Annotated in this window: 23 protein-coding genes; 18 read left to right on the top strand and 5 right to left on the bottom strand. The window is 64.6% G+C overall.

The window, feature by feature from the left end; translation table 11 throughout:
• Window positions 1-67: 67 nt before the first annotated feature.
• Window positions 68-1,081, bottom strand: coding sequence for an agmatinase (gene speB, locus CLV85_RS03290; protein WP_100388165.1), 1,014 nt, complete (start codon window positions 1,079-1,081; stop codon window positions 68-70).
• 79 nt (window positions 1,082-1,160) lie between these two features.
• On the opposite strand from speB, the gene CLV85_RS03285 reads away from it, so the two are divergent.
• From CLV85_RS03285 to CLV85_RS03250, 8 genes are all read left to right on the top strand, one after another.
• The gene (locus CLV85_RS03285; protein WP_100388164.1) at window positions 1,161-2,027 is read left to right on the top strand and encodes a spermidine synthase; all 867 of its coding nucleotides are present in this window, start codon (window positions 1,161-1,163) and stop codon (window positions 2,025-2,027) included.
• Between the two features lie 346 nt (window positions 2,028-2,373).
• Window positions 2,374-2,925, top strand: a complete 552-nt coding sequence (locus CLV85_RS03280; RefSeq protein WP_100388163.1) for an alternate-type signal peptide domain-containing protein — start codon at window positions 2,374-2,376, stop codon at window positions 2,923-2,925.
• Window positions 2,926-3,020: 95 nt separating this feature from the next.
• Window positions 3,021-3,602 (top strand): TasA family protein, encoded by a 582-nt coding sequence (locus CLV85_RS03275; protein ID WP_100388162.1) that lies wholly within the window; start codon window positions 3,021-3,023, stop codon window positions 3,600-3,602.
• On the top strand, window positions 3,599-4,552 hold the full coding sequence (locus tag CLV85_RS03270) for a hypothetical protein (protein ID WP_205030314.1): 954 nt from the start codon (window positions 3,599-3,601) through the stop codon (window positions 4,550-4,552). The genes CLV85_RS03275 and CLV85_RS03270 overlap by 4 nt, the downstream gene beginning before the upstream one ends.
• Window positions 4,543-5,400 (top strand): hypothetical protein, encoded by an 858-nt coding sequence (locus CLV85_RS03265; protein WP_100388161.1) that lies wholly within the window; start codon window positions 4,543-4,545, stop codon window positions 5,398-5,400. Before CLV85_RS03270 ends, CLV85_RS03265 begins: the two co-directional genes overlap by 10 nt.
• A complete protein-coding gene (locus CLV85_RS03260; protein WP_100388160.1) occupies window positions 5,393-6,085 on the top strand; it encodes a signal peptidase I in 693 nt (230 codons plus the stop codon). Before CLV85_RS03265 ends, CLV85_RS03260 begins: the two co-directional genes overlap by 8 nt.
• A 24-nt stretch (window positions 6,086-6,109) precedes the next feature.
• Window positions 6,110-6,577: a SprT-like domain-containing protein gene (locus CLV85_RS03255; RefSeq protein WP_100388159.1), complete on the top strand. Its 468-nt coding sequence runs from the start codon at window positions 6,110-6,112 to the stop codon at window positions 6,575-6,577.
• A gap of 111 nt (window positions 6,578-6,688) precedes the next feature.
• Window positions 6,689-7,363 carry a CGNR zinc finger domain-containing protein gene (locus tag CLV85_RS03250; protein WP_100388158.1) on the top strand — a complete coding sequence of 225 codons (675 nt, stop codon included), beginning with the start codon at window positions 6,689-6,691 and terminating at the stop codon, window positions 7,361-7,363.
• 93 nt (window positions 7,364-7,456) lie between these two features.
• Here CLV85_RS03250 and CLV85_RS03245 read toward each other — a convergent pair whose 3' ends face one another.
• From CLV85_RS03245 to CLV85_RS03235, 3 genes are all read right to left on the bottom strand, one after another.
• A complete protein-coding gene (locus tag CLV85_RS03245; protein ID WP_100388157.1) occupies window positions 7,457-7,759 on the bottom strand; it encodes a DUF427 domain-containing protein in 303 nt (100 codons plus the stop codon).
• An 85-nt stretch (window positions 7,760-7,844) separates the two neighbouring features.
• A complete protein-coding gene (locus CLV85_RS03240; RefSeq protein WP_100388156.1) occupies window positions 7,845-8,387 on the bottom strand; it encodes a 2-phosphosulfolactate phosphatase in 543 nt (180 codons plus the stop codon).
• 133 nt (window positions 8,388-8,520) lie between these two features.
• The gene (locus CLV85_RS03235; RefSeq protein WP_100388155.1) at window positions 8,521-9,597 is read right to left on the bottom strand and encodes an NAD(P)-dependent alcohol dehydrogenase; all 1,077 of its coding nucleotides are present in this window, start codon (window positions 9,595-9,597) and stop codon (window positions 8,521-8,523) included.
• A gap of 107 nt (window positions 9,598-9,704) precedes the next feature.
• Here CLV85_RS03235 and CLV85_RS03230 point away from each other — a divergent pair, with 107 nt between their 5' ends.
• From CLV85_RS03230 to CLV85_RS03215, 4 genes are all read left to right on the top strand, one after another.
• Window positions 9,705-10,205, top strand: coding sequence for a hypothetical protein (locus CLV85_RS03230; protein ID WP_100388154.1), 501 nt, complete (start codon window positions 9,705-9,707; stop codon window positions 10,203-10,205).
• 62 nt (window positions 10,206-10,267) lie between these two features.
• Window positions 10,268-11,263: a DNA topoisomerase IB gene (locus CLV85_RS03225; RefSeq protein ID WP_100388153.1), complete on the top strand. Its 996-nt coding sequence runs from the start codon at window positions 10,268-10,270 to the stop codon at window positions 11,261-11,263.
• Window positions 11,264-11,384: 121 nt separating this feature from the next.
• Entirely contained in the window at window positions 11,385-11,987 is a 603-nt protein-coding gene (locus CLV85_RS03220; RefSeq protein WP_100388152.1) for a DUF1684 domain-containing protein, read from the top strand.
• 295 nt (window positions 11,988-12,282) lie between these two features.
• Complete coding sequence (locus CLV85_RS03215) at window positions 12,283-13,974, top strand: DEAD/DEAH box helicase (protein ID WP_100388151.1); 1,692 nt, start codon at window positions 12,283-12,285, stop codon at window positions 13,972-13,974.
• Window positions 13,975-14,738: 764 nt separating this feature from the next.
• Here the strand turns inward: CLV85_RS03215 and CLV85_RS03210 are convergent.
• On the bottom strand, window positions 14,739-15,278 hold the full coding sequence (locus CLV85_RS03210; RefSeq protein WP_100388150.1) for an NUDIX hydrolase family protein: 540 nt from the start codon (window positions 15,276-15,278) through the stop codon (window positions 14,739-14,741).
• A gap of 206 nt (window positions 15,279-15,484) precedes the next feature.
• On the opposite strand from CLV85_RS03210, the gene CLV85_RS03205 reads away from it, so the two are divergent.
• From CLV85_RS03205 to CLV85_RS03180, 6 genes are all read left to right on the top strand, one after another.
• The gene (locus CLV85_RS03205) at window positions 15,485-16,345 is read left to right on the top strand and encodes a hypothetical protein (RefSeq protein ID WP_100388149.1); all 861 of its coding nucleotides are present in this window, start codon (window positions 15,485-15,487) and stop codon (window positions 16,343-16,345) included.
• Window positions 16,346-16,368: 23 nt separating this feature from the next.
• Window positions 16,369-16,992 carry an alpha/beta hydrolase gene (locus CLV85_RS03200; protein ID WP_100388148.1) on the top strand — a complete coding sequence of 208 codons (624 nt, stop codon included), beginning with the start codon at window positions 16,369-16,371 and terminating at the stop codon, window positions 16,990-16,992.
• 131 nt (window positions 16,993-17,123) lie between these two features.
• On the top strand, window positions 17,124-21,914 hold the full coding sequence (locus CLV85_RS03195) for an Lhr family ATP-dependent helicase (RefSeq protein WP_100388147.1): 4,791 nt from the start codon (window positions 17,124-17,126) through the stop codon (window positions 21,912-21,914).
• Window positions 21,907-22,764: a DNA-formamidopyrimidine glycosylase family protein gene (locus CLV85_RS03190; protein ID WP_100388146.1), complete on the top strand. Its 858-nt coding sequence runs from the start codon at window positions 21,907-21,909 to the stop codon at window positions 22,762-22,764. The genes CLV85_RS03195 and CLV85_RS03190 overlap by 8 nt, the downstream gene beginning before the upstream one ends.
• Window positions 22,765-22,897: 133 nt before the next feature.
• Window positions 22,898-23,545, top strand: a complete 648-nt coding sequence (locus CLV85_RS03185; protein WP_100388145.1) for a hypothetical protein — start codon at window positions 22,898-22,900, stop codon at window positions 23,543-23,545.
• Entirely contained in the window at window positions 23,542-23,940 is a 399-nt protein-coding gene (locus tag CLV85_RS03180) for a (deoxy)nucleoside triphosphate pyrophosphohydrolase (protein WP_100388144.1), read from the top strand. Before CLV85_RS03185 ends, CLV85_RS03180 begins: the two co-directional genes overlap by 4 nt.
• The last annotated feature ends 129 nt before the right edge of the window (window positions 23,941-24,069 follow it).

Below are 24,069 nucleotides of genomic sequence, written 5' to 3'. Positions count from 1 at the left end.
AGGATCTACTATAAGCCGCTATGCCGCGCCGTGTCCACCCGATTCTTGACCTAAATCGAGAATTCGACTAGGGGTTTGCTGTGAGTCCCGCCGCCCGCTTCTTGGCGGCCATGGCTCCGAAGGCCTCCCAGATGAGCCGATGGGCGTTGTTTACAGTGATGTCGGCGTGGTCATAGGCCGGCGCAACCTCCATGACATCGAAGCCCACGACATCCGTTTCAAGCACAATTTGGCGAACAATGCGCAGTAAATCAATGGGCGCGAAGCCGCCGGGCTCGGGTGTTCCCGTTGCCGGCGCGAAACCGGGGTCGAGCACATCGATGTCGATCGAGATGTAAACCTTGGATGCTCGCGCCTTCGCCGCCGCGATAATCTCGGGGATCATCTCCTTGACGCCGCGCTCCCAAAACTCCTGCATCATGAAGTGCTTGAGACCGTTATCGCGCATCCACTTCTGGTCTTCTTCTCCCGGCCAGTAACCGCGCAAGCCAACCTGCAAGAAGTTCGGGCCCGGGATGGCGCCCGACTCGATGAGGCGACGCATCGGCGTTCCGTGGCTAGCCAGGTTGCCCTCGAGAATGTTCGCGGTGTCGGCGTGCGCATCGAAATGGATCATGACCACGTTGCCGAAACCGTGGTGCTCAGCTACCGCTGTTGCGGCCGGCCACGTGATCGAGTGATCGCCACCAATGATGAACGGAACGATGCCGCGGCTGGCGACCTGCGAGACGCGCTCGTGAATCGCGGCCTTCGACAGCTCCCACATTCCGTGACTCGTGACGGCATCCCCGTAATCGACGACGTCGAGGTGGTCGAAGATCTCGACGCCGAGGTCGAGGTGATACGTGCCGGGGTCGTAGGCGCTGGCACGCAAAGCACGCGGGCCGAAGCGAGCGCCCGGGCGGTTGGTGGTGCTGTCGTCCCAGGGAGCACCAACGACCGCGACATCCGGCTGCCACGAATCAAGCTGCTCCGGCTCGCTCAGCATCGGTCGCATTCCGAAGGTTGCCGGCCCCACATAGGACTGGGCGTTCAATTGCGCCTTGAGGTGGGGAGGAAGTTCGCGGTTCGCATCAGCCATGCTTCACCGTACCGCTCGACGGCTCGGGCGCCCGCGAGCGCGGCTGCATGTCTGCACGGAGTGTGGCAAAGTCAATGCCATGGCCGAGCATCCCAGCACCACCCTGAAATTGAGCGGCCACTTTGCCGAGATCGCCCCTGACCGTTGGCAGGATGGCGCCTTCACCCTCACCGTGGACGGCACACCTCAATCGCACGTGAACATGGACGATCCGAGCCAGTTGTTCTTCGAGTACGTACAGCGCATGGGCCATGTCATTGACCAGCTCTCGGAGCCCGGCGCGCCCATCACCGCCATTCACCTCGGCGGTGGCGCCCTGACCCTTCCCCGCTACGTTGAGGCCACGCGCCCCGGCTCACGCCAACAGGTCGTCGAGCTGGAGTCGGATCTCGTGGACTTTGTTCGCGCTGAGCTTCCGTGGTCGAAGCGGGCCTCCATCCGCGTTCGCCACGGTGATGCTCGCGAGGTGCTGGCAAAGTTCCCGGCCGGGATGCGCGGAGCCGTCGATCTTCTCGTCGTCGATGTCTTCAGCGGCGCCCGCACTCCCGCTCACGTCACGAGTGTCGAGTTCTACGAGGAAGCAATGACGCTCCTTGCGCCCGAGGGCGTTGTCGTCGTGAACGTTGCGGACGGCCCCGGGCTCGCTTTTGCACGCAGCCAGGCCGCGACTCTCAAGCACACGGTTGGCCATGTAGCCGCTCTCGCCGAGACTCAGATTCTCAAAGGTCGCCGTTTTGGCAACATTGTGCTCGTCGGATCACCCTCCGCACTTCCCCTGCACTGGATGCCGCGGCTGCTTGCGGGCGGTCCGCACCCCTCAAAAGTGGTCGCCGGTGTTGAACTTTTGGACTTTATTGGCAGCTCTCCGGTGGTCACAGACGCCACTGCGGTGAAATCTCCACCCCCATCCAAAAATATTTTTCAGGTCAAACCGGGTAGAGGATAGACAGATCTGTCCCCTTGTACCCCGGTTTTTCTGAGACTTTCGGGGTACAAACGACGTACCCCTTTCGCGCGTTTCCGGCGACATCCGCGTAAAATCGGGGTATTTCGTCCCCCAAACGGGCCCTTCTAGTCCCCCATGGTGCGGACATAGCCTGCCCCCCACTACTGGGGACTGTCCTCCATTGTGCGGACAAGTAGATTCGTTTTTAGGAAGTTGAGCGCGAGGCCCGAACCTCGCGACTACTCATCCCGAGATGCAGGAACCCGAAACCAGCAGACAGCTTCTGATCCCGATAACCCGAACCACACACATTCCGGCCTGTTTTGCTGCGCCGCGAAAGGAAATCATGAACAAGCTCGTTAAAGGCTCCATCGCAGGTGCAGCAGGAATCGCTCTCCTCCTCGGTGGCGCAGGAACCCTCGCTACCTGGAACTCCGTAGCAACCGTCAGCGCACCGGGAACCATCTCGGCAGGAACGCTGAGCATCGCCGCCGCGACCGGCAGCACCGACGGCTGGAAGCTCGGCAACGCAGCGACCGTCGCGTCGCCTACAGGCTTCAAGATCGTTCCCGGCGACACCGTCACCTACACGAAGACCTTCAACGTCACCGCAACCGGCGACAACCTGACCGCAACAGCAGCTCTCGGCACGCTCGCCATCACGGCAGCTAGCTCGAGCAGCGCCGACACCGCACTCGCAGCAGCACTCACCAAGTCGGCAACGTTCACCGTCAACGGTGCATCGACCTCGACGGTGAGCCCCGCCGCTGGAACGCAGCCCGTTGTTGTCAGCGTCACCATCACGTACCCGAAGAGCACCACCGCCGGAGCCGAGAACGGTTCCAAGCTGGGTGCCGTATCGCTGAGCGACTTCACCATCACGCTCACGCAAAACTAGTTTTACCCCGCTGGGTGTGCGGTCTGGGGGGACGCACACCCGGCAATCCTCTTCACGTTTCGTAGTAGTTTTCTCTCATAGAAAGGCGGTGCACCATGAACTCCTCGACAGTTCGCGGATCGCACCGCCTTGACATGGTTAACGGCCGTCACCAGCGCCGCTCAGCATCGTTTCTCACCGCTTTCGGCGGAGGAACCCTCGGCGTAGTCAAAGCAATGGCCGTTCTCGCCATCGCCGTCTCGCTCGGCCTCGTGGGTACCGGCGGAACCTACGCCTTCTTGAACTCCTCCGCTACCGCGACGCCCGGTTCTACCATCAGCGCCGGCACCGCCGCTCTGACCGTCGGAAACCAGTCGCTCAATTGGACCGCACTTGCCCCAGGCAAGTCAGTCACCGGCACGTTCACTATCACCAACACCGGTGACGTGCCCCTCATACTTTCCGCAGCGATCGCTGCGACGGCAACCGGCTCATCAACCACGAACCCGTTCACCATCTCTGTCACCAACAGCGCATGCCCCAGCTCGGGAGTTCCCACGGGAACCCTGAACAGCACGCTCGCCGCTGGCGCCTCCACGAGCGCCTGCCTCGTCGTCACTCTTCCGGCCAACGCGCCGTCAAACGCCCAGTCGACAAACGTCGCCATCACCGCCACAATCTCTGGAGTACAGCCGTGAGCCGCATCGCAGAGCGCACGACCGCTCAGGGCTACCGCGGCATGAAGCGCTCCACGCGCGTCTCGATCATCGCGGGCGTAGCCGTATTCCTCACGCTCGTTTCTGGCGTGAGCTTCGCCGCCTGGACCGCGTCATCCACCAAGACCGCCACCGCCGCCACCGGCGCGGTGGCATTGACGACGGCGACCACCAGTGGCGCCTCCACCATCAGCGCCCTCGGTCCTCACACCTACACGGCCACCAACCAGACCGTGACGAAGCCCATCACCGTGCGCAACACCGGCACCGTTGATGCCTCAGTTTCCAGCGTCACGATTTCTCGTACCGGCACTCTTGCGGGCAACCAAGTCGCCGTGAAGTTCTGGGTGGGCACGAGCTCCGCTTGCGCCGCTACGACCCCGGTGGTCTCCTCGACACTTGCCGGTGGCACCGTGTCACTAAGCACGCTCAACATCACCCTCGCGTCTACGGGCAGTGCGATCCTGTGTGCCTCAACGACTTTTACCGGCTCGATGACCGCTCAGGCAGGCCGCACGACTGATGTGACGTTCGCCCTCAACTCAAGTGCGGGAACGAACTGGAACGCCACGGATGCTGTCGCAGCAGCGGGCCGCTCCTTCACCCAGTCCATCTTCATCAGCACGGCACCGAACGCACCAACCAACATGCAGTGCACCAACGGTTCCAACAGCTCGAGCGTGACCATTGCATGGTCGACGCCATCCGGCTTTGTAGCCCCCAACGGCGGCTACAACATTTACTACAACGGCTCGCTCATCGGCAACATCGCCGACACCACCGTCGGACTCACCGGAAGCGGCGTCAGCGGAACGGTCACCATCCGCGCCGTTGCCTTGGACGGCACCGAATCAGCCGACTCCCCCGGAATTCCGCTCGAACCGCGCTCGTACACCTGGTGGGGTCAAGGATCGGGTCTCGCATGCGGCTAGGACTTCGCCGGGCATCCGGCATCGCCACCGCTGCAGTGCTCAGCCTCGTACTCGGCGCAACGCCCGCAAGCGCTGCAACCGGCGTTGGCGTCGTTGAACTGAGCGATGACGGCGTGAGCTTCGCCCGCACCTACCCTGGCGCAGTCTTCGACAGCATCGCGCTGCTGAGCCCTGGCGACAGCCAGACCGAAACCATCTACGTGCGCAACACCGGCACTGCTGCGGGCTACCTCCGCATCACCATGCGCGATGTGTCGTTCTCGGACGCTCACTACGCCGATGCCCTCACCGTGACGACCAGCACTCCGAGCAACGCCGGCGCGACTCAGGCGATCAGCGGCGCCTCGCCCTGCCTCGTCACCACCGAAGGAGTGCTCGTCGCTGCCGGCCAGACCGTGCCCGTGACGGCAAACCTGACTCTCGGCAACTTGACCGGCACTCAAGGTCAAGGGGCTACGGCATCCATTTCGCTTCGCTTTACGCTCTCGGACACCACCCCCGGTAGCTTGCCCGCAACACACTGTGGCAACAGCGGGTCGACGGTTCCGCTTGTGCCTAGCGTTCCGGGCTCCACGGCGACGACGACAGACACCACCGCCAACGGAGTCGGAAACACGTCGGCGCTGCCGGTTCCCACACCGAGCCCGAGCCCCGCGATGACTGACGACAGCACCGATACGGCCGCTGGCCTCACTCCTACTTTCCCCACGGGATTCGCCCTCGACCCCAACTCCTGGCGGCTTTACCAGGAGTACCTTGTACTCATTCTGTTCTTGGCCGCGCTGGTCGGCGCTGGAATCTCGTGGATCGCTGGCCGCCGCACACGAAAGGACGCCGACAATGTCTAACCTGACTACTCGTGCAGCCGCTCGCGACTCCGCCAACACGGACGAAGAAAAGTCCCACGGAATTCTCTACTACCTCGGCATGGGGATCAGCGGCGGTCTCTTTGCTCTCGTTCTGCTTGTGGGTGCGCTCGTCATCATCGTTCCCAACCTTGCAGGCGCACTTCCCCTTACTGTGCTGACCAGTTCGATGGAGCCCGGGCTGCCTCCCGGAACGCTCATCGTCGTCAAGCCCATCGATACCGACGAGATCGCCGTGGGCGACGTCATTACGTACCAAATCGAATCCGGTAAGGCCGGCGTGATCACTCACCGCGTCACCGGCATCACAAACTCCAGCGACGGCAGCCGCACCTTCACGTTAAAGGGCGACAACAACGACGTCGCCGACGAACTGCAAGTGCTGCCCGTTCAGGTGCAGGGCAAGCTCTGGTACAGCGTTCCGTGGATCGGTTATGTGAGTAACTTCGTCAACGGCAGCGCCAAAGCGTGGCTTGTTCCCATCATCGCCGTCGCGCTGTTCGTTTACGCCGGCTTCATGATCACCAGCGGAATCATCTCGGGCGCCCGCAAGCGCAAGCGTCGTCGGGCGCGCGCTCAGCGCGAAGCCGAGCGTGCAGCATCCATCGAAGCAGCTACTGCCGGGGATGCCGTCGAACCGGCCGACAACCGCGTGCGGTTGGGCTAGCCCTTCATCGATTAGCCTCGACAGGTGGCTGAACTTTCCCGAGTGCGCGTGTGGGCTGATGCCCTCATCCGATTGCACTTGGATGACAGTTGGCAGTTCACCTTCGACAACGCCAAAACCCGTGCCGGGCTCTGCAATTACACTCACAAGCGCATTTCGGTGTCGCGGTATTTGGCTGCGCGATATGAGGATGACGAGATTCACCAAATCTTGCTGCATGAGATCGCCCATGCGATGGCGGGCCCCGGTGCTGGGCACGGAGCGCAGTGGAAGGCCGTAGCGAAAGAGCTCGGCTATGAAGGCAAGCGGCTGCACGGCGGCGCGATCGCCGATGAGTACGCACCCTGGGTAGGCACGTGCCCCGCCGGCCACAAGCACTATCGCTATCGCAAGCCAACGCGCGTGCTCGCGTGCGGGCTGTGCTCGCGCAAGTTCAGCACGACCAATCGCATCGACTGGGTGCATCGGGTCGTGTCGCGGCCGCGCGGCTAGGTTGTCCCGCGCATCGCGCTTCGTCGCAGAGCGCACACGTCGCACGCCCTCGAGTCGGGCCGCGAGCGCAGCCGGTCACCGGGGTGTCTCGTAACCGGCGATAATGGTTAGGTGCATCATCCCGAAACCGCTACCCCTATTGGCACGCCCGCAACTCTGCCCGCCGCCACGCCCACCAGCACGCCCCCGACGGACAACGCCGGTGGCGCAACTGGCCAGTGGTTCACGTCTCGCTCTTCACGTCAGTGGTGGTTCGATTCGGGTGCGCGTGCGCTCGACTTCGCGTACACGGGCGCTATGGGCGACAACCCCGCGTGGGAGCGACTGAACACTCCCGCCGATTTGGCGACGTGGCTCGAGGGCCGCTTCGACGCGTGCGATGGCACGGTCACCGATCGCGATCTCACCGACGCCAAGGGCTTGCGCGAAGCTATTGCGAGCATTGCCACCGCGCTCAGCGTGAACGGTACTCCCGATTCCCGCCAGGTCGACATCATCAACCTCTTTGCTGCGACTCCGGATGTTCCGCCCCGGCTCGCCGGCGGAAGCCTGCAGGCCGGTCGCACCCGCGTTCGCACCGGTCAGGCGCTCGCAACCGTGGCGCGCGAAGCCGTCTTCCTCTTTGGCGAAGAGCAGCACGAGCGCATCCGTGAATGTGCTGCGGATGACTGCGCGCTTGTCTTCTACGACGAGTCACGTTCAAACAACCGCCGCTGGTGCTCGATGCAGCGCTGCGGCAACCGCGCAAAAGTGCGCAGCCACCGTGCTCGCAATGCGGCACGCTAACTGCGCACTCAAGAGGTGCCCGCGGGCGAGAGTGTGCGCGTGAACCGTGTTGGTTCACGCGGCGCTCTCTAGCGGGGCACCATCAGTCGTCGATTAGTCGACGAACTGAACCTCTTTCCAGAAGGTGACGTAGTTGGAGAAGTCCTTGCCGACGCGCTCTGCTGCACCCGGGAGGATGTTCGGGTAGCTGAACGCACGGTCCTGGTACTTCTGGCCGTTGGCGCTGACAACGAAGTACTGGCAGTCACCCTTCCACGGGCAGTGGTACGGGGTGGGGCTCTTCTCGAGCAGTTCGTGGTTCACGCTGGCCGGCGGGAAGTACCAGTTACCCTCAATCTTGAGGAGATCTTCCTGGGGTGCTTCTGCGATGACGGTGTCGCCGATTACTGCCTTCATACTGTCCTCCGTTGAGTCGATGTCGTGAGTCAATGACAGGTAGCTCAGTCAGTGACTATTCGGTTCAACGCTCACAGCGCGAGGGTCATTCCCGAACGAGTTGCCGACTGTGCTGAACGATGGCAAAACTGGCTGCGGAATTGCTGGCAATGGCGGCATCGAGGGCGCCGCGTCCGGCATCCTGAATCAGCTGCTGGCCCGCGGTACTCGCCGACAACAAGTGGTTGTGAGCAGACTTGAGGCCCGTGAAAGCAGCAACAGCGGATGCCGCTTCCGGAGAAATATAGTCAATGCCGGCATCGGCGAGAGCATCCACGATCGCACCCGCCGCGAGGAGGTCGTCGACGGCGAACCCGCCGTCCGCGTTTCCGGCAGCGATGACGGCGACGGTGAAGCGGTCACCTTTGAGTTCTTGTTGCGCGATAACCCACCCGGCGACGGCCGTGGCTGCCCCGGTGCCGGCGCTGAGCACCGAGAGTTCTCCGGGCAGCTCGGGGGCGGGCGTGGAACCGTCGGCCAGAGCATCCGCCCACACGACGACGTCGGCGCCGTCGCTCAACTCGTGCGCTTGAGCGCGACCGAAGCCAAAGCGGACCTGGTACTGGGGTTGGGTGCGGGGATCGTTCACTTCTTGAGGCTAAAGCGCGGGCGCGCGGGCGTCATCTTCGGTTACCAAATGTGACAGCGGCTGCCCGCCGGGGCCACGAGAAGTCAGCCGTGGCGCGGGAGATTGCGTTCCGCAGTTCGGCCGCACAGCGGCGCTAGGAGGCTCCGCCGGGAGCCCCGTCCGCAGCTTCGCTGCCGCCTCCGCCCGGCACGATCGCAACCTTGCCCCGTCCGTGGCTGGAGGCGATCTGGTCGATGGCGTCCACGACTCCGTCGAGCCCGACGACGCGTTCGATGGCGGGTACAAGCTCGCCGGAAGCGAGTAGCTCGGCGAGGTAGCTGAGGTCGTCGGGAGTCGGCGCGGCGGTGAACTGGTGGAACGTGACATCTGACTTCTTGAAGGCGCGGGCCATGCGCATGAGGTGGAAGACGGGGCCGACCCACCGGTTGCTCATGGGACCGCTAACGCCCACGAAGCGCGCGCCGGGAGCCAAAATGGTGCGCATGTCGTCCGCGGTTCGGTTGCCCATGAGGTCGAAGACGACGTCGTACTGGCCGCCGACCGTGATGTAGTCCTCGGTTTCGTAATCAACGACGCGGGTCGCGCCGAGAGCGAGCGACTGTTCGGCGTTGCGGCCACTGCAGACGGCGGTGATTTCGGTAGCACCGAGGATGCGCGCGAGCTGAACGGCGAAAGTGCCGACCCCACCCGCGGCCCCGTTGATGAGCACCCGATCGCCGGGTTGAACCGCGCCCTTGGTCCGCAGCCCCTGAAGCGCGGTGAGAGCTGCGACCGGAGTTGCTCCCGCTGCCACGAAATCGATGCCGGGCGGCAGGGTGACAAAATGCTTGGCCGTGACGGTGGCGTACTCGGCGAAGGCTCCGCCGTTTGCCTCACCAAACACAGCGTCTCCGATCGCAAAGCCGGTAACCCCGTCACCGACGGCAACCACGCGCCCCGCGACATCCGCCCCCGGAGTCAGCCGCTTCGGCTTACGCAACCCCATAACGAGTCGCACAAACAGCGGGGTGCCACTGAGCAAACGCCAGTCGAGCGCATTGGCCGAGGAGCCCAAAACCTGCACGAGCAGCATGCCGGGGCCCGCCGTGGGCGTCGGGAGCGTCTCGATCGCGAGAACGTCGGTGTCGCCATAGCGCCGCGACGTTACCGCGGTCATCGTCTCGGGAATGGCCGGTGCGGGGCTCGGGCTGGTGTGCGGAGGAATAGACATCGGGGCTCCTGCCGAATCGGTGCATCCAGTGTAGGGTTCGGGACGATTTTTGGGGTGCTTCGGGTTCCACTCTGGATTCCTGAATCAGACAGGAGGACACTAGAGGCATGCGCGTGCTGCTGAAGTTCGAACTCGATTGTGCCCCCGACGACGCTTGGCGCGCCATCCGCAGCCCGCACGTTTTTCAAGAGGTCTCGGCACCGCTCTCGACTTTCACCTCGTTGGAAGTTGGCGGCTTTCCTGAGCTGTGGCAAGCGGGCGAGCATCCGGTGCGCATGGCTGCTGCGGGGCTGTTCCCGGTGGGCCAACAAGTGATCGATGTGTCATTCCCGGATGCCCCTGACGGCGTGCGCATCATGCGTGACAGCGGCCGCGGGCTCAGTGGTCCCCTCGCTCTCGTCACGCAGTGGGAACACTCCATGGCGATCAGTGCCGCGCCCGGAGGCAAAACCCTCTACCGCGACCAACTCATCTTCAGCTCGGGACTTCTTACTCCCCTTCTGTGGCCGCTCTACTGGGCGTTTTGGCAGTGGCGCGGTGCGGCTCTGCGCCGCCTGGCCCCGTCGTGGAGTTGGGGCACAACAAGAAGAAGTAATCTCAACCTTTAGGTTGACCGTTCTGGCTTCAGCCGTCGGCGTGAGCCGAATCGCAGGGGCGAAAGGAACACGCGGTGCCTCGACTGCGGCGGAGCAACACATCAGGGCGTGGTTACTCGCGCAAGCGATCAGGCAAGGGCTTCAGCTACAGTGACCCTGCCGGCGCGACGGTCACCGACGCCGACCTCAAGTCGCGGTTTGCGGCGCTCGGCATTCCACCCGCCTGGACCGAAGTCTGGATCTGCCCCTACGAGAACGGTCACGTTCTCGCGACCGGGTTCGATGAGGCGGGCCGCCGCCAGTACATTTACCACCCAGCCTGGCGCGAACGGCAAGACCGCGTGAAGTTCGACCGCGCTCTTGAACTTGCCGCCGTGTTGCCGGGCGCTCGCGGCGTCGTCACCCGCACCTTGCGTTCGAGCGAAGACCCTCGTGAGCGCACTCTTGCCGCAGCCTTTCGGATGCTCGACACCGGCTCCTTGCGCGTTGGCAGCGAGCGCTATGCCGAAGAACACGGCAGTCACGGCCTCTCCACTCTCCTGTGCGATCACGTCACCGTTGTCGGCGATCGCGTGCAGCTCTGCTTTCCCGCCAAGAGCGGTCAACAGTGGGAGAGCGAAATTGTGGATGCCGACCTCGCCGAGTTCATTCGACGCCGCCTGCGCAGTGCTCCCGATGCTTCGGTTCTCTCCTGGCGGGAAGGCCGCGAGCGCCGCTCCCTCACCGCAGCGGATATCAACGACTACGTTCGCGAACGCACAGGTGGTGACTTCACGGCCAAGGACTTTCGCACCCTGCGCGGCACGATCGCGGCGGCATCGAGTCTGGCGGTGAGCGCAGCCGCAGCCGACGTAGCGGTGAAGAAACTGAGCCAGCGGGCACGATCGCGCGCTATTCGCGAGGCGATGGAAGCGGCAGCCGAGGTACTTGGCAACACCCCCGCCATCGCCAAGAAAAGCTACGTTGACCCGCGCATCGTCGACCTGTTCTCTGCCGGCGAGACAATCAACCCGCAGCGGCTCACCTCGGCCGAGAGTGAAGTGCGGGCGCTGCTCTCGCGCGACAAGTAGCGGCCTGTTGGCTGCGCGTTTCAAGGGGGCGGGGTTTGCGCTGGCGCGTTTCGCGCTGGCGGTTGCTGAAGGCAAGCGCCCCACCAAGCTCGCTGTCGGCTGCGCGGGTTAGCCTGAACTCATGACCGCTCTTGAAGTAGCCGACTGGCGCCGCCGCAACTTTGCTCTCTACGCCGCTATCCGCGAGAATCCGGATGCCGCGAGCGCCCACGCCGACTGGCGTGCGGGACGAGATGAGATGTTCGCCACGCATCCAGCTTCGCCGCTATTGCCGGAGGACCTGCGCGGCTTCAAGGGGCTGCCGTTTGAGTCGTACAATCCCGACTGGCGCTTCGAAGCATCCATTGTTCCTGGCGACGGTCGCCGCATGAACGTGGAGACAGGAACGGATGGCGTTGTGCCGTTCGACCTGCTCGGCACGGTCGAGATTGAGTCAGTTGGCTCGCTCGATGTGTGGCGCCTGGCGTCGTATGGCGGCGGAATTTTCATCCCCGTGAAGGATGCTCTCTCTCGAGTTAAGGGCGGAACCTACGGTGGTGGCCGCTACCTTCTCGACACCGTCAAGGGTGCCGACCTTGGGCCGGGCAGCACGCCCGAGTCGCTCGTGCTCGACTTCAACTTTGCGTACAACCCGTCGTGCGCCTACGACCCCGCCTGGGCCTGCCCGCTCGCGCAGGCCGGGAACACTCTGACTGTGCAAGTGCCGGTAGGCGAGCGCTACTAGGCGCATAACTGCTACGCTGGGGGAACTTGCGAAACAATTATGTTTCCCTGCGTCGTAGAACGCTTCCCTCTTCTCGCCCACGTCAATCAGAAACGTGAGGCTCGTAGATAACTTTCTCCGGCGAACTGGAGTAATCCGCGCCGAACGAAAGTTCGAGATCTGACCTGTGTGCCGCATCCGTGCGAAACGCCTGATTGGGTCGGTGTAGATCAGCACTGCCACGTTCAATTTGAACGGTGTGTGCGCCTCCGGTGTAACGCCCATCTGTTACTTATGCCCGAAAGGCACCACCGTTTTGACTGAACAAACTTTTAGCTCGCTTGGCGTACCCGCCCCTCTCGTTGCTGCTCTTGCAGCCGATGGCAAGACCACGCCGTTCCCCATCCAACTCGACACCCTTCCCGACACCCTCAATGGCCGCGACGTACTCGGCCGCGGAAAGACGGGCTCGGGCAAGACCCTCGCCTTCTCACTGCCCATGGTTGCTCGCCTCGGCGGCAAGCTCTCGGGTGGCAAGCGCCGCTCGGGTCGCCCCCTGGGTCTCGTACTCGCACCGACCCGTGAGCTCGCCACGCAGATCTCTGCTGTGATCGAACCTCTCGCTGCGGCCTATGGCCTCAACACCACCACGATCTTCGGTGGCGTCAGCCAGAACCGCCAGGTTGCTGCCCTCAAGGCCGGCGTCGACATCGTCGTTGCTTGCCCCGGTCGCCTCGAAGACCTCATGAAGCAGGGCTTCGTGAGCCTCGACGCGATCGAGATCACCGTGCTTGACGAGGCCGACCACATGGCCGACCTTGGCTTCTTGCCCGTCGTGACCCGCATCCTCGACAAGACCCCCAGCAACGGACAACGCATGCTGTTCAGCGCCACCCTCGACAACGGTGTAGACAAGCTGGTTCGCCGCTTCCTCCACAACGAGGTACTGCACTCGGTTGACGAAGCGACCTCGCACGTCTCCGCCATGACTCACCACGTGTTCGAGACCGAAAGCGTCGAATCCAAGCGCGTTCTCATCGAGAAGCTCGCTTCGGGCACCGGCCGCCGCATCCTCTTCATGCGCACCAAGCACCACGCCAAGAAGCTGGCACGCCAGTTGACGGATGCCGGAATCCCCGCCGTTGACCTGCACGGAAACCTCTCGCAGGTTGCCCGTGACCGTAACCTCGCCGCGTTCTCCGCTGGCGACGTGAAGGTGCTTGTCGCTACTGACGTTGCCGCGCGCGGCGTGCACGTCGACAACATTGAGCTGGTCATCCACGTTGACCCGCCCGCCGAGCACAAGGCATACCTGCACCGCAGTGGCCGTACCGCTCGTGCTGGTGAAGAGGGCGACGTCGTCACGATCGTTCTTCCCGCCCAGCGCAAAGACACCGCAGCGCTGCTGCGTAAGGCCGCCATCACGGTGACCCCGCAGCACGTCAACGCCAAGTCAGAAGCCGTCGTGGCCCTGACCGGCGAGGTAGCCGAATACGTGAAGCCTGCTCCTCGTGCAGCAGCTCCCGCCCGTGGCCAGTCGCAGGGTGGACGTTCGCAGGGCGCAAACGCCCAACGCAAGCGCTCGCGTCGCGGTGGCGAAGGTGCCGGATTCTACGAAGGCGAACGCGATGGTGCCCGTGAGGGTGGCCGTGGTGGCGCCGGAGGTCGTGGCGGCAACGGTGGCGGTGGCGCTCGTGGCGGCCGTAACGGTGCAGCACGCGATGGCGCCCGTGACGGTGCTCGTGAAGGCGCTCGCGATGGCCAGCCCCGCGGCGGCGCTCGCGGTGGCCAGCAGCGCAACGACCGTCAAGGCTCCGGCCGTGGCGCCGTTGTAGCCGGTTCCGGTGCAAGCGAACAGCGTTCAACTCACCAGCCTCGCCAGCAGCAGTCCGAAGCCCCCTCGCGTCCGCGCGGTGGCAAGGGTCGCGCACAGGCCGGCAACGGCGGACCGGTTCGCGTCGGCCAGGTCGTTCGACCTAACCGTCGCGCATCGAGCAGCGGGCGCTAAGCCTTAGCTCTTTCGGGTGCGCGTGAGCGTGTCGGCGAGCGCGCGTAGGCGTGCCGGCGAGCACGCGTAGGCGTGCCGGCGAGCACGCGTAGGCGTGCCACAGTTTTACCGTCGAGGGCGGCGAATCACCCCCAGCACTGCTGGGGTGGGGTTCGTCGCCCTTCGGCGTTTAAGGACGCGCTCGCTGATTGAGCGGTTGGGTCGCTGGGTCGCTGGATGGCTTGTGGCTGCGCGGCTAGCTCGCTATTCGGGTAACCCGCCGGCCAAACAGCCCGCCTGATCACCATTTGGAAATTCAGGAAATTCAGTTTCGACCAGCGTGAACCGGCCCCAGCGTGCCCGGATTTCGGGGCATCCAGTCTGGCAACCCACGTGCGCACATCAGATTTCCTGAATTTCCAACGTTGTGCAGCTCCAGTCCCACCCGCAGACGCGCAATGCGCCGCAGCAGCAACGGCCTACGCACGGGGCTGGGGCTTAGGCACACAGGCACAGGCACAGGCACAGGCACAGGCACGAGCTCAGGCACAGCGCACCACACGCGGCGCACAACGACTCGCCGACCGCGAGCGCGGTCACGCTGCACGAGCGCGGTCACGCTGCCCTTCGGAAATTCAGGAAACTCTGTTGAACCATCAGTGTTCACGGCATCGCTCCCGCAGAGTTCTGGGCTTTTTCCGCGCCCGCGCGCGAACCCGCGAACGGATCTCCTGAATTTCCAAAGGTTGCCCGCAGCAGACTGACGGGCAGGAGCTAGCTCGCAGTTACGGCAGCACTCCGACGGAAGCGAGGGCCGCGCGCAGTAGCGCTCCGCGGCCACCTTCCATGTCTGCGGTGACGTCGTCGGATACCGCGGCGGCGGGGCTCAGCCAGGTGAGCTCGAGCGCATCCTGACGCGGTTCGCACGTACCGGTGACCGGAACGACGTAGGCCATCGAGACGGCGTGCTGGCGGGGATCCGTGAACTGGCTGTCTCCGGGCCACGGGAAGTATTCGGCGACCATGAACGGGGTCGGGCTTGCTGGCAGGAGCGGGAAGGCCATGGGGCCCAGATCCTTTTCCAAATGACGGAACAGAGCATCGCGCAACGTCTCGCCATACATGACACGGCCCGAGACGAGCGTGCGGGTGATCTCACCGCTGTTGCCGCGCACCAGAGTGCCGACCTCAATGACGCGACCCAGCCCATCCACGCGCACGGGAACAGCCTCGACGTAGAGCAGCGGCAGTCGCCTGCGGGTCTCCGCAAGCTCTTCATCTGATAGCCAAGACGAGTTGGGGTCTGGTGTGCCGACGGAGCTCATGCTCCATTGTCACCTATCGCGCGGGCTTGGCGTGCACGATGTCGCCGATCGGATGCCGCGGCGGGCCGACCGAGGCGGCCACTAGTCGTACACAATCCCGCTTTCACTCGCGCAGTGCACAGCTCGCGCAGTCCCAAGCCGGAGGCAACAGCCCCCGAATTAGCGTTCCTATCTCAGGCACTCGCCTGTCACGCGAAAGGGAACCCATGACCGAGAACAGCCCCTCCTCTTCTGAGCCGTCGCATGAAAGCGACGGGGAACGCGCGGCGCCGATAACGGCAATACCGGCATCGGCACCGGCATCGGCATCGGCTGAGGCCGAGGCTGCGCCCACGCCTGCCCGCGTTCCGCTGCCTGGGTGGGCGTGGGCGCTAATCGCGGTCGCGGTCGTCGTGTTTCTCGCGTCCGCCGCTACGACCACGATCATCGTGACCTCGGCGCTCGCCTCCGCCGGCTCGTATGAGTGTGACGAGTTCGGTGAGTGTTCCGGCAGCGACGCGACCAAGGCGCGACCCGAACCGACGAGTTCCGGGAGCGATCGACCTGCGGTCGACGTGCACGTTCCGCTCGATCGAAGCGCAGTATTTGACGGCCAGCCGGTGTGGTCGATCGCTCCCGGGGCTACATGGCAACCAACAACGTTTGATCGCCCTGGCATCAAGGTGCTTCAGGATGAGGCCACTGGCTGTCAGCTCGCCACCACCCAACGTCTGGCTTTGCCTGATCCCGACGTTTCGGACGATTTCGACGGTTCTTATGCCGTATTAGTGCGGGAATTCAGTGCTTTTCTTGAGGAGGATCCCCACGCACAACTCCACGATCCGGGCCTGCTCGACATCGCTATCGCGGAGGTTGGTAGCGACTCGACGATTGAGTTCGCCTCGGTCACCATCAGTCACATCAATCCCGACGGAGTTGCCCAGATCACTGAACTGGCAGCCCGATCGATGCTCGGTTCGGAGAGCGAATTGGTCGCTAGGCTCACCTGCGACGCCCCAGTGCACAACGCTTTCGCTGCACAGTTCGAGGTTTTTTCCGAGGTTCTTTCGGTCACAACAACCCCCTAGCCGCGCCGCGTAGGCTTTGTGCCATGCAGATCGATTCCTCCGCAGTGCTCTGGTCGGCCCCCGAACGCGAACGGGCTGGTCGTCCACTCATCGTGCTGTTGCACGGCTACGGCTCTCACGAGGGAGATCTGTTTGCGCTGGCCCCCGCACTGCCGCTCGGTCCGGTGATCGCATCGCTGCGAGCGCCGATCCCCGAGAGCGGCGGGTTCTCGTGGTTCCCGATCGATCTCAGTGGTGGAGGGCTCCCTCAGGTTTCTGGCGTGGATGACGCGGCCAACGCTGTGCTCGAATGGCTCGACTCGCAGCAGTACACGAGTGTGAGCCTCCTCGGTTTCTCGCAGGGGGCTGCGATGTCGCTCCAGCTATTGCGGCTCGCCCCGGAACGCTTCGCGAGCGCCGTCGCACTCTCCGGATTCGTGGCCAGTGCTGAGCACCCGGGAGATGCGGCGCTTACGAGCATCCGCCCGCCCGTGTTTTGGGGCCGGGGCACTGATGACCCGGTTATTCCGACGGCGGCGATCGAGCGCACCGAAGAGTGGCTAGTCGATCACACGCGCGCCGAGACCCGCATTTATGAGGGGCTCGCGCACGCGATCTCGACCGACGAACTCAACGACTTTGTGAGCTTTCTGCACACGCACGCGTAGCGTGTTGAAGCCAAGACCGAGCGTGTGGTGCGGTCTTGGTGAGCACGCACGCGTAGCGGGTCGGAGCACCCGCTGCACGCCTTCGGCGAAATCCGTAGGGCACTGTCAGGGGTTGCGACGAAGATAGAGACATGAGCGACGTGCTCGGCAAATTTTCGCCCGCCACCCGAGAGTGGTTCCAGGGCGCGTTCGATGCTGCCACCCCGGCGCAACTCGGTGCGTGGGATGCTGTCTCCTCCGGAGCCAATGCGCTCGTCGTTGCCCCCACCGGTTCCGGTAAGACACTTGCGGCTTTCCTGTGGGCTATCGACCAACTCGCCTCGAGCCCTCCCCCGGCCAATCCCAAACAGCGCACTCGTGTTCTCTACATCTCGCCGCTGAAAGCGCTCGGCGTTGACGTCGAGCGCAACCTGCGCGCTCCGCTCGTCGGCGTCACCCAAACCGCTCGGCGGCTCGGGCTCGGCGAGACCGACATCACCGTGGGCGTGCGCTCGGGAGACACCACCGCGCAAGACCGGCGGCTGCTCGCCCGGCTCCCTCCCGACATCCTCATCACGACCCCTGAGTCGCTGTATTTGATGCTCACCTCGGCAGCCCGCGAGACCCTCAAGAACGTCGACACCGTCATCATCGATGAGGTGCACGCCGTTGCCGCCACCAAGCGCGGCGCCCACCTTGCCCTGTCGTTGGAGCGGCTGGATGCTCTGCTCGCGAAGCCCGTACAGCGCATCGGCCTCTCCGCCACCGTGCGACCGATCGAAGAAGTAGCGCGATTCTTGGGCGGACGCGCCCCGGTCACGATCGTGCACCCGCCCTCGGCGAAAACCTTCGAGCTGAGCGTTGTTGTTCCCGTTCCCGACATGACTATTCCCGGCACCGTGGCCTCCGCGCGCGGCAAAGCCAGCGGCGGCGACGGCAGCGACGACGAGGCGACTCCTGAATCAGCGGCATCCCTGTGGCCGCACGTCGAAGAACGCATTGTCGATGCGATTCTCGAGCACCGTTCGACGATCGTGTTTGCCAACTCGCGGCGGTTGGCCGAGCGCCTCACCGCCCGTCTCAACGAGATCTACGACGAGCGACTGAGCGAGGGCAGTGTCGACGGCGGTGGCGGTGACGCCGGCGGTGGTGGCGGTGACGGCGCAGATGGAACTGGTGACGGTGCAGGCAACGCGCCCGGTAACGCCGCAGCCGCCCTCGAACGCTCCCAAGCCAGCGAGGATGCCGCCGCCTACGCCGCCCCGCAGCAACCGTGGAAGCCGCCCGCCCAGATGATGGCGCAGGGCGGATCCACGATGGGCGCTGCCCCGCTGCTCGCGCGTGCGCATCACGGTTCGGTCAGCAAGGACCAGCGCGCGATTATCGAAGACGATCTCAAAACGGGAGTGCTGCGCTGCGTCGTTGCGACGAGTTCTCTCGAGCTCGGTATCGATATGGGTGCCGTCGATCTTGTCATCCAGGTCGAGTCGCCGCCATCGGTGGCGAGTGGGCTTCAGCGCATTGGGCGAGCCGGGCATCAGGTCGGGGAAATCTCCAAAGGTGTGTTGTTCCCGAAGCACCGCACCGACCTCATCCACACGTCTGTCGCCGTTGAGCGGATGCGCAGCGGGCAGATCGAAGCGTTGGCCGTGCCGACAAACCCGCTCGACGTGCTCGCGCAGCAGACCGTCGCGGCCGTCGCGCTCGACGAGATCGACATCGAGGAGTGGTTCGACACCGTACGCCGCAGCGCCCCGTTCTCGACTTTGCCGCGCAGTGCCTTCGACGCAACGCTCGATCTGCTGAGCGGGCTCTACCCCAGCGACGAATTCTCCGAGCTAAGACCCCGCGTGGTGTGGGATCGCATCGCCGGCACGCTCAGCGGTCGGCCCGGCTCCCAACGCCTCGCCGTCACCTCCGGCGGCACCATCCCCGACCGCGGCCTGTTCGGCGTCTTCATGATCGGCGGCGAAGCCGGTGCTCCCGGCCGTCGCGTCGGTGAACTCGACGAAGAGATGGTCTACGAATCCCGCGTTGGCGACATCTTCGCGCTCGGCACCACGAGCTGGCGTATCGAAGACATCACCCACGATCAAGTGCTCGTCTCCCCCGCGTTCGGCCAGCCCGGCCGCGTTCCGTTCTGGAAGGGCGATGGCCTCGGTCGCCCGGCGGAACTGGGCGAAGCCATCGGGGCGTTCACGAAGGAAATTGCTACGGCATCCGCTGATGATGCTCGCGCTCGGGCGGAGTCGATCGGGCTCGATGAGCACGCCGTCACCAACTTGATTGCTCTCGTGACTGAGCAGAAGGCATCCACCGGTCACGTGCCGAGCGACACCACGCTCGTGGTCGAACGCTTCCGCGATGAGCTGGGCGACTGGCGCGTGATCTTGCATTCCCCGTACGGCATGCCCGTGCACGCGCCCTGGGCGTTGGCGATTACGGCGCGCATCCGCGAACAGCTGGGGGTGGATGGTGCGGCCATGGCCGGTGACGATGGCATCGTCGTGCGCATCCCCGACACCGATGCCGCGCCGCCCGGTGCCGACCTCTTTGTGTTCGACGCTGACGAGCTCGAACAGATTGTCACGGAAGAAGTGGGCGGTTCGGCGCTGTTCGCCGCACGCTTTAGGGAGTGCGCCGCTCGCGCACTACTGTTACCGCGCCGCGATCCCGGCAAGCGTTCGCCCCTGTGGCAGCAACGCCAGCGTGCCTCGCAGCTGCTGGATGTGGCGCGCAAGTACCCGAGCTTCCCCATCGTTCTTGAGACGGTGCGCGAAGTGCTGCAAGACGTGTACGACCTGCCGGCGCTCACGGCACTGACGAAGCGCATCGCCAGCCGCGGCATCCGCGTCATGGAGACCGAGACGGATGTGCCGTCGCCGTTCGCGCGCAGCCTGCTGTTCGGCTATATGGCCGCTTTCGTATACGAGGGTGATTCGCCGCTGGCCGAGCGTCGTGCCGCCGCGCTCTCGCTCGACCCGGCGCTGCTCGCCGAGCTTCTGGGCCGTGCCGAACTACGCGAACTGCTCGACCCCGACGTGATCGCCCAGACCGAGAACGAGTTGCAGCGGCTGGTGCCAGAGCGGCACGCTCGGGATGCCGAGGGCATCGTTGATCTGCTGCGCGTGCTTGGTCCGCAGACCGCTGCCGAGATCGAGGCCCGCTCGCTCGTGACCGGCGCCGCTCTCGCCACCGACTTGGCCGGGCTCGCGAAAGCGAACCGCGTGCTCGAAGTGACCATTGCGGGCGAACGTCGCTGGGCCGGCATCGAAGACTCGGCGCGACTGCGGGATGCCCTCGGGGTTCCGCTGCCCATTGGGGTGCCCGCCGCGTTCATCGAACCCGTTGACGATCCGGTCGGCGACCTCGTGAGTCGCTACGCCCGCACCCACGGACCGTTCACACTGGCGGATGCCGCTGCCCGCTTTGATCTCGGAACCGCCGTCGTGCAGGACACCCTGCGTCGTCTCGCGGCCGACCGCCGCGTTGTCGATGGCGAGTTTCGCCCCGGAGCGAGTGGCACCGAGTGGTGCTCGGTGGATGTGCTGCGTCGACTGCGCAGTCGCTCACTTGCGGCACTGCGGCAAGAGGTCGAGCCGGTGTCCCACGCGACGCTCGGTCGGTTCCTGCCCGCCTGGCAACACGTTTCCGCTGCCGGTGACTCACTGCGCGGAATTGATGGCCTGGCACAAGTGATCGACCAGCTGGCTGGATACTCAGCCCCGGCATCCGCGTGGGAGAACTTCATTCTGGGTTCGCGCGTGCGCGACTATTCGCCCGCCTGGCTCGACGAGCTGACAACGTCGGGCGAAGTGGTGTGGGCTGGGCAGGGCGCGCTGGCGGGTAGCGATGGCTGGATCAGTTTGCACCCCGCGGCGACCGCAGCGCTGACGCTGCCCGAGCCGGATCGCGATGGGTTGAGCGAGCTGCAGCAGAGCATTCTGGAGGCGCTGGCCGGTGGCGGTGCATTCTTCTTTAGGCAGCTGTCGAATCAGGTGGGCAGCACTGACGACAAGGTGCTGCTGAAGGAACTGTGGGATCTGGTGTGGCGGTCGCTCATCACGAACGACAGTTTTGCGCCCCTGCGCGCGCACCTTGGCGGAACCGTGCGGGCCACTCGGGCACCGCGTCCGGCACGGGCTCGTGCCTATCGCGGACGCGTTTCGACGGTGGCGCAGGCGGGGCCGCCGAGTGCGTCCGGCCGGTGGGCACTGCTCGAGACCGCCGAGGGTGAGACAACGGTGCGCGCCAAGTCGACCGCCGAGTTGATGCTCGAACGGCACGCTGTCGTCACGCGCGGCGCGGTCGTGAGCGAGGGCATCCGCGGCGGCTTCGCCCTGACGTACCGTGTGCTGAGCGGCTTCGAAGAGACCGGTCGCGCCCGTCGCGGTTATTTCATCGAGGGGCTCGGTGCGGCCCAATTCGCGACCGGAGCCACCGTTGACCGCCTTCGTGGTTTCACTCAGGATCCGGATGCTGCGCCCCAACTTTTGGCGATCACCCTCGCCGCGACCGACCCCGCCAACCCCTACGGGGCTGCTCTTGCGTGGCCGGGGCTGGGTGGCGAGGATGCTGGGGGTGACGGCGCAGACGCTGCCGACCCGTCTGACGAGAATCTTGATCCTGCTCCAGCTAAGCCTGCCGCTGACTCCCCCAAGAAGCATCGCCCCGGCCGCAAGGCTGGTGCGATCGTCGTGATGGTCGATGGGCACCTTGCGCTCTACCTAGAGCGTGGTGGCAAGTCGCTGCTGGCCTTCGATCTGGAACCAGCCGTCGTGGACGCCGCGACGCGGTCCCTGACGAGCACCCTGCGCGGAACGCTGCCGAAGCTGCGCATCGAGAAGGTAAACGGCAACTTCGCGGTCGGCACTCCGGTGGGCAAGGCACTCGTGGAGGCTGGGTTCGTCGCGACACCGCAGGGGTTGAGGCTTCGTGCCTGAGGGTGATTCCGTCTATAAGGCGGCGGCGAAACTACGGGCCGCGCTCGACCAGCAAGTGCTCACCCGCACCGACTTTCGAGTGCCCGCCTTTGCGACGCTCGACCTCAGCGGCCAGACCGTCACAAGCGTGGTGCCGCGCGGCAAGCACCTGCTGATTCGCGTTGCCGAGGGCACCGACACCGCCGCGGTCGACGCCGCCGCCGCACCCGCACCTGCACCCACACCCGCGGGTGACCCCGGCTCGGGCCTTACCATTCACAGCCACCTCAAGATGGAGGGCGTCTGGCAGATTTACGGCGCCGGCGAGCGGTGGCGCAAGCCGTCCTACCTGGCTCGCGGAGTGCTCAGCACGGCATCGAAGACCGCGGTAGGTTTCGAACTGGGGCTGCTTGAAGTGGTGCCCACGGCATCCGAAGACAGCATTGTGGGTCACCTGGGCCCTGACCTTCTCGGGCCTGATTGGGATGCCGACCTCGCGTTGGCGAACCTGCTGTCAGACCCAGCGCGCCCGGTTGCGCTCGCGCTACTCGATCAGCGGAACCTCGCCGGTCTCGGCAACGTTTTCGCGAACGAGTTGAGCTTTCTGCGCGGTGTTCGCCCGCAAACCCCCATCGGCGAGATCGCCGACCCGAAGCGCCTCGTCGCGCTCGCGTTCAAGGCGATCATGGTGAACAAGGATCGCCCCATCCGCAATCTCACGGGCCTGCCGCGTGGAAAACCCCGCTACTGGGTGCACGGGCGGCGCGGGGAAGCGTGCCTGCGGTGCGGCACCCGCATCGAGTCAGACCAGCTCGGCACCGGCCCCACCGATACTCGCTACATGTGGTGGTGTCCGAGCTGCCAGAAGTAGCTTGCGGCTGCATCCGAACAGTAGTCTCGGTGATGATCGCAGGGAACGCACCCTGCCCGTGCACGCGCGGCAATCGCTGCCCAACAGCCGCTGCCGCACACTGGCTCGAGTGACCACCGATGGAGGCCCTGCTGTGACTGAGGTTCTTGACCCCGCCCCGCGTCCCCACAGTTTCGGGCGCGGTGTCGCGTTCGCGTTGCTCGCGATCCCGCTAGCAGTCATGGTGACGACGGTGCTGGCGTCGCTCGGCTTCGGCTTCGCCTCCGCTTTCGCCGCGGTCGGGATGCTGGTCGTCTTCGGACTTTTCACATTCGGTTCCCGCCGCAAAGCCATCAGTGGCGCCGGCTTCGCCCTGAGTGCTCAGATCGGCACTATCGCAGTGATCCTGGGCTTCATCAGCGGGTATCTGGCAGACGTCTACCGCTCATTCATTTCGGTCGGCGACAAGGGTGGGCTGTTCGGAAGCGTCTTCGCACGCCGTGTCGAACTCCAGCTCAGCAATAGCCTTCTCGAGGTGCTGATCCCAGCACTCCTCGCGATTGCGTTTTCTGTAATCCTGATCGTGAGCGCGGCCAGAAGTGCCGCCGCCGCTCGTCGTGCAGCTACCGACGTTCACTCTGCTGACGCTTCGGATGCTCACGCCTCCGACTTGGGAAGCCCTCCGGCCTCCGCCGCTCCGCACAGCAGCCCAGGTATTCTGCTGAATGGTGAGCCGCTGGCGACCCAGCCAGAAAAGAAGAACCTCTGGAATCGATCAGCACCCCAGAAGGACCAGCCATGAAGAAGCAGATCAACGTCGTCGGCGCGGTCATCGTTCGCGACGGTCTCATCCTGTGCGCTCAGCGTGGACCCGGCGGGGCTTTGCCCGGGATGTGGGAGTTCCCCGGCGGCAAGATCGAGACCGGCGAGACTCCCCGCGATGCACTCGCACGCGAGATCACCGAAGAGTTGGAGTGCGAGGTTGCCGTGGGCGAGATGATCACCACCACGACTCACGAGTACGACTTCGGGGTCGTCGTACTGACCACGTTCTACTGCGAGCTGCTGTCCGGAATCCCGGTGCTGACCGAACACGCGGAAGTTGTTTGGCTCTCGCCCGCAGAGCTGAGCTCGCTTGAATGGGCGCCCGCGGATATCCCCGCCGTCGAGCTGATTGAGTCGGCAGTGCTCGAATGACGCATCCCAAGAGCGCCTGAGCTCAATCGCTGGCTCCAGCTGAGCTCGACTTCGCAAGAACGCGCACGGCTGGACAAGCTCCTCTCCAATAGCTTTTCGACCGGTGCAAGCTGCGCTCCACCGCGCGGA

The sequence above is a fragment of the Salinibacterium amurskyense genome, from assembly GCF_002797685.1.
Taxonomy (GTDB): domain Bacteria; phylum Actinomycetota; class Actinomycetes; order Actinomycetales; family Microbacteriaceae; genus Rhodoglobus; species Rhodoglobus amurskyensis.
Note: the sequence above shows the minus strand (reverse complement) of the source record. Positions and strands in the feature narration are given on the sequence as shown.

What these genes read in the sequence shown, in the direction of transcription:
- speB (WP_100388165.1), bottom strand. Translation starts at nt 1,081, where the DNA reads ATGGCTGATGCGAACCGCGAACTTCCTCCCCACCTCAAGGCGCAATTG.
- CLV85_RS03285 (WP_100388164.1), top strand. Translation starts at nt 1,161, where the DNA reads ATGGCCGAGCATCCCAGCACCACCCTGAAATTGAGCGGCCACTTTGCC.
- CLV85_RS03280 (WP_100388163.1), top strand. Translation starts at nt 2,374, where the DNA reads ATGAACAAGCTCGTTAAAGGCTCCATCGCAGGTGCAGCAGGAATCGCT.
- CLV85_RS03275 (WP_100388162.1), top strand. Translation starts at nt 3,021, where the DNA reads ATGAACTCCTCGACAGTTCGCGGATCGCACCGCCTTGACATGGTTAAC.
- CLV85_RS03265 (WP_100388161.1), top strand. Translation starts at nt 4,543, where the DNA reads ATGCGGCTAGGACTTCGCCGGGCATCCGGCATCGCCACCGCTGCAGTG.
- CLV85_RS03260 (WP_100388160.1), top strand. Translation starts at nt 5,393, where the DNA reads ATGTCTAACCTGACTACTCGTGCAGCCGCTCGCGACTCCGCCAACACG.
- CLV85_RS03245 (WP_100388157.1), bottom strand. Translation starts at nt 7,759, where the DNA reads ATGAAGGCAGTAATCGGCGACACCGTCATCGCAGAAGCACCCCAGGAA.
- CLV85_RS03235 (WP_100388155.1), bottom strand. Translation starts at nt 9,597, where the DNA reads ATGTCTATTCCTCCGCACACCAGCCCGAGCCCCGCACCGGCCATTCCC.
- CLV85_RS03230 (WP_100388154.1), top strand. Translation starts at nt 9,705, where the DNA reads ATGCGCGTGCTGCTGAAGTTCGAACTCGATTGTGCCCCCGACGACGCT.
- CLV85_RS03220 (WP_100388152.1), top strand. Translation starts at nt 11,385, where the DNA reads ATGACCGCTCTTGAAGTAGCCGACTGGCGCCGCCGCAACTTTGCTCTC.
- CLV85_RS03210 (WP_100388150.1), bottom strand. Translation starts at nt 15,278, where the DNA reads ATGAGCTCCGTCGGCACACCAGACCCCAACTCGTCTTGGCTATCAGAT.
- CLV85_RS03205 (WP_100388149.1), top strand. Translation starts at nt 15,485, where the DNA reads ATGACCGAGAACAGCCCCTCCTCTTCTGAGCCGTCGCATGAAAGCGAC.
- CLV85_RS03200 (WP_100388148.1), top strand. Translation starts at nt 16,369, where the DNA reads ATGCAGATCGATTCCTCCGCAGTGCTCTGGTCGGCCCCCGAACGCGAA.
- CLV85_RS03195 (WP_100388147.1), top strand. Translation starts at nt 17,124, where the DNA reads ATGAGCGACGTGCTCGGCAAATTTTCGCCCGCCACCCGAGAGTGGTTC.
- CLV85_RS03180 (WP_100388144.1), top strand. Translation starts at nt 23,542, where the DNA reads ATGAAGAAGCAGATCAACGTCGTCGGCGCGGTCATCGTTCGCGACGGT.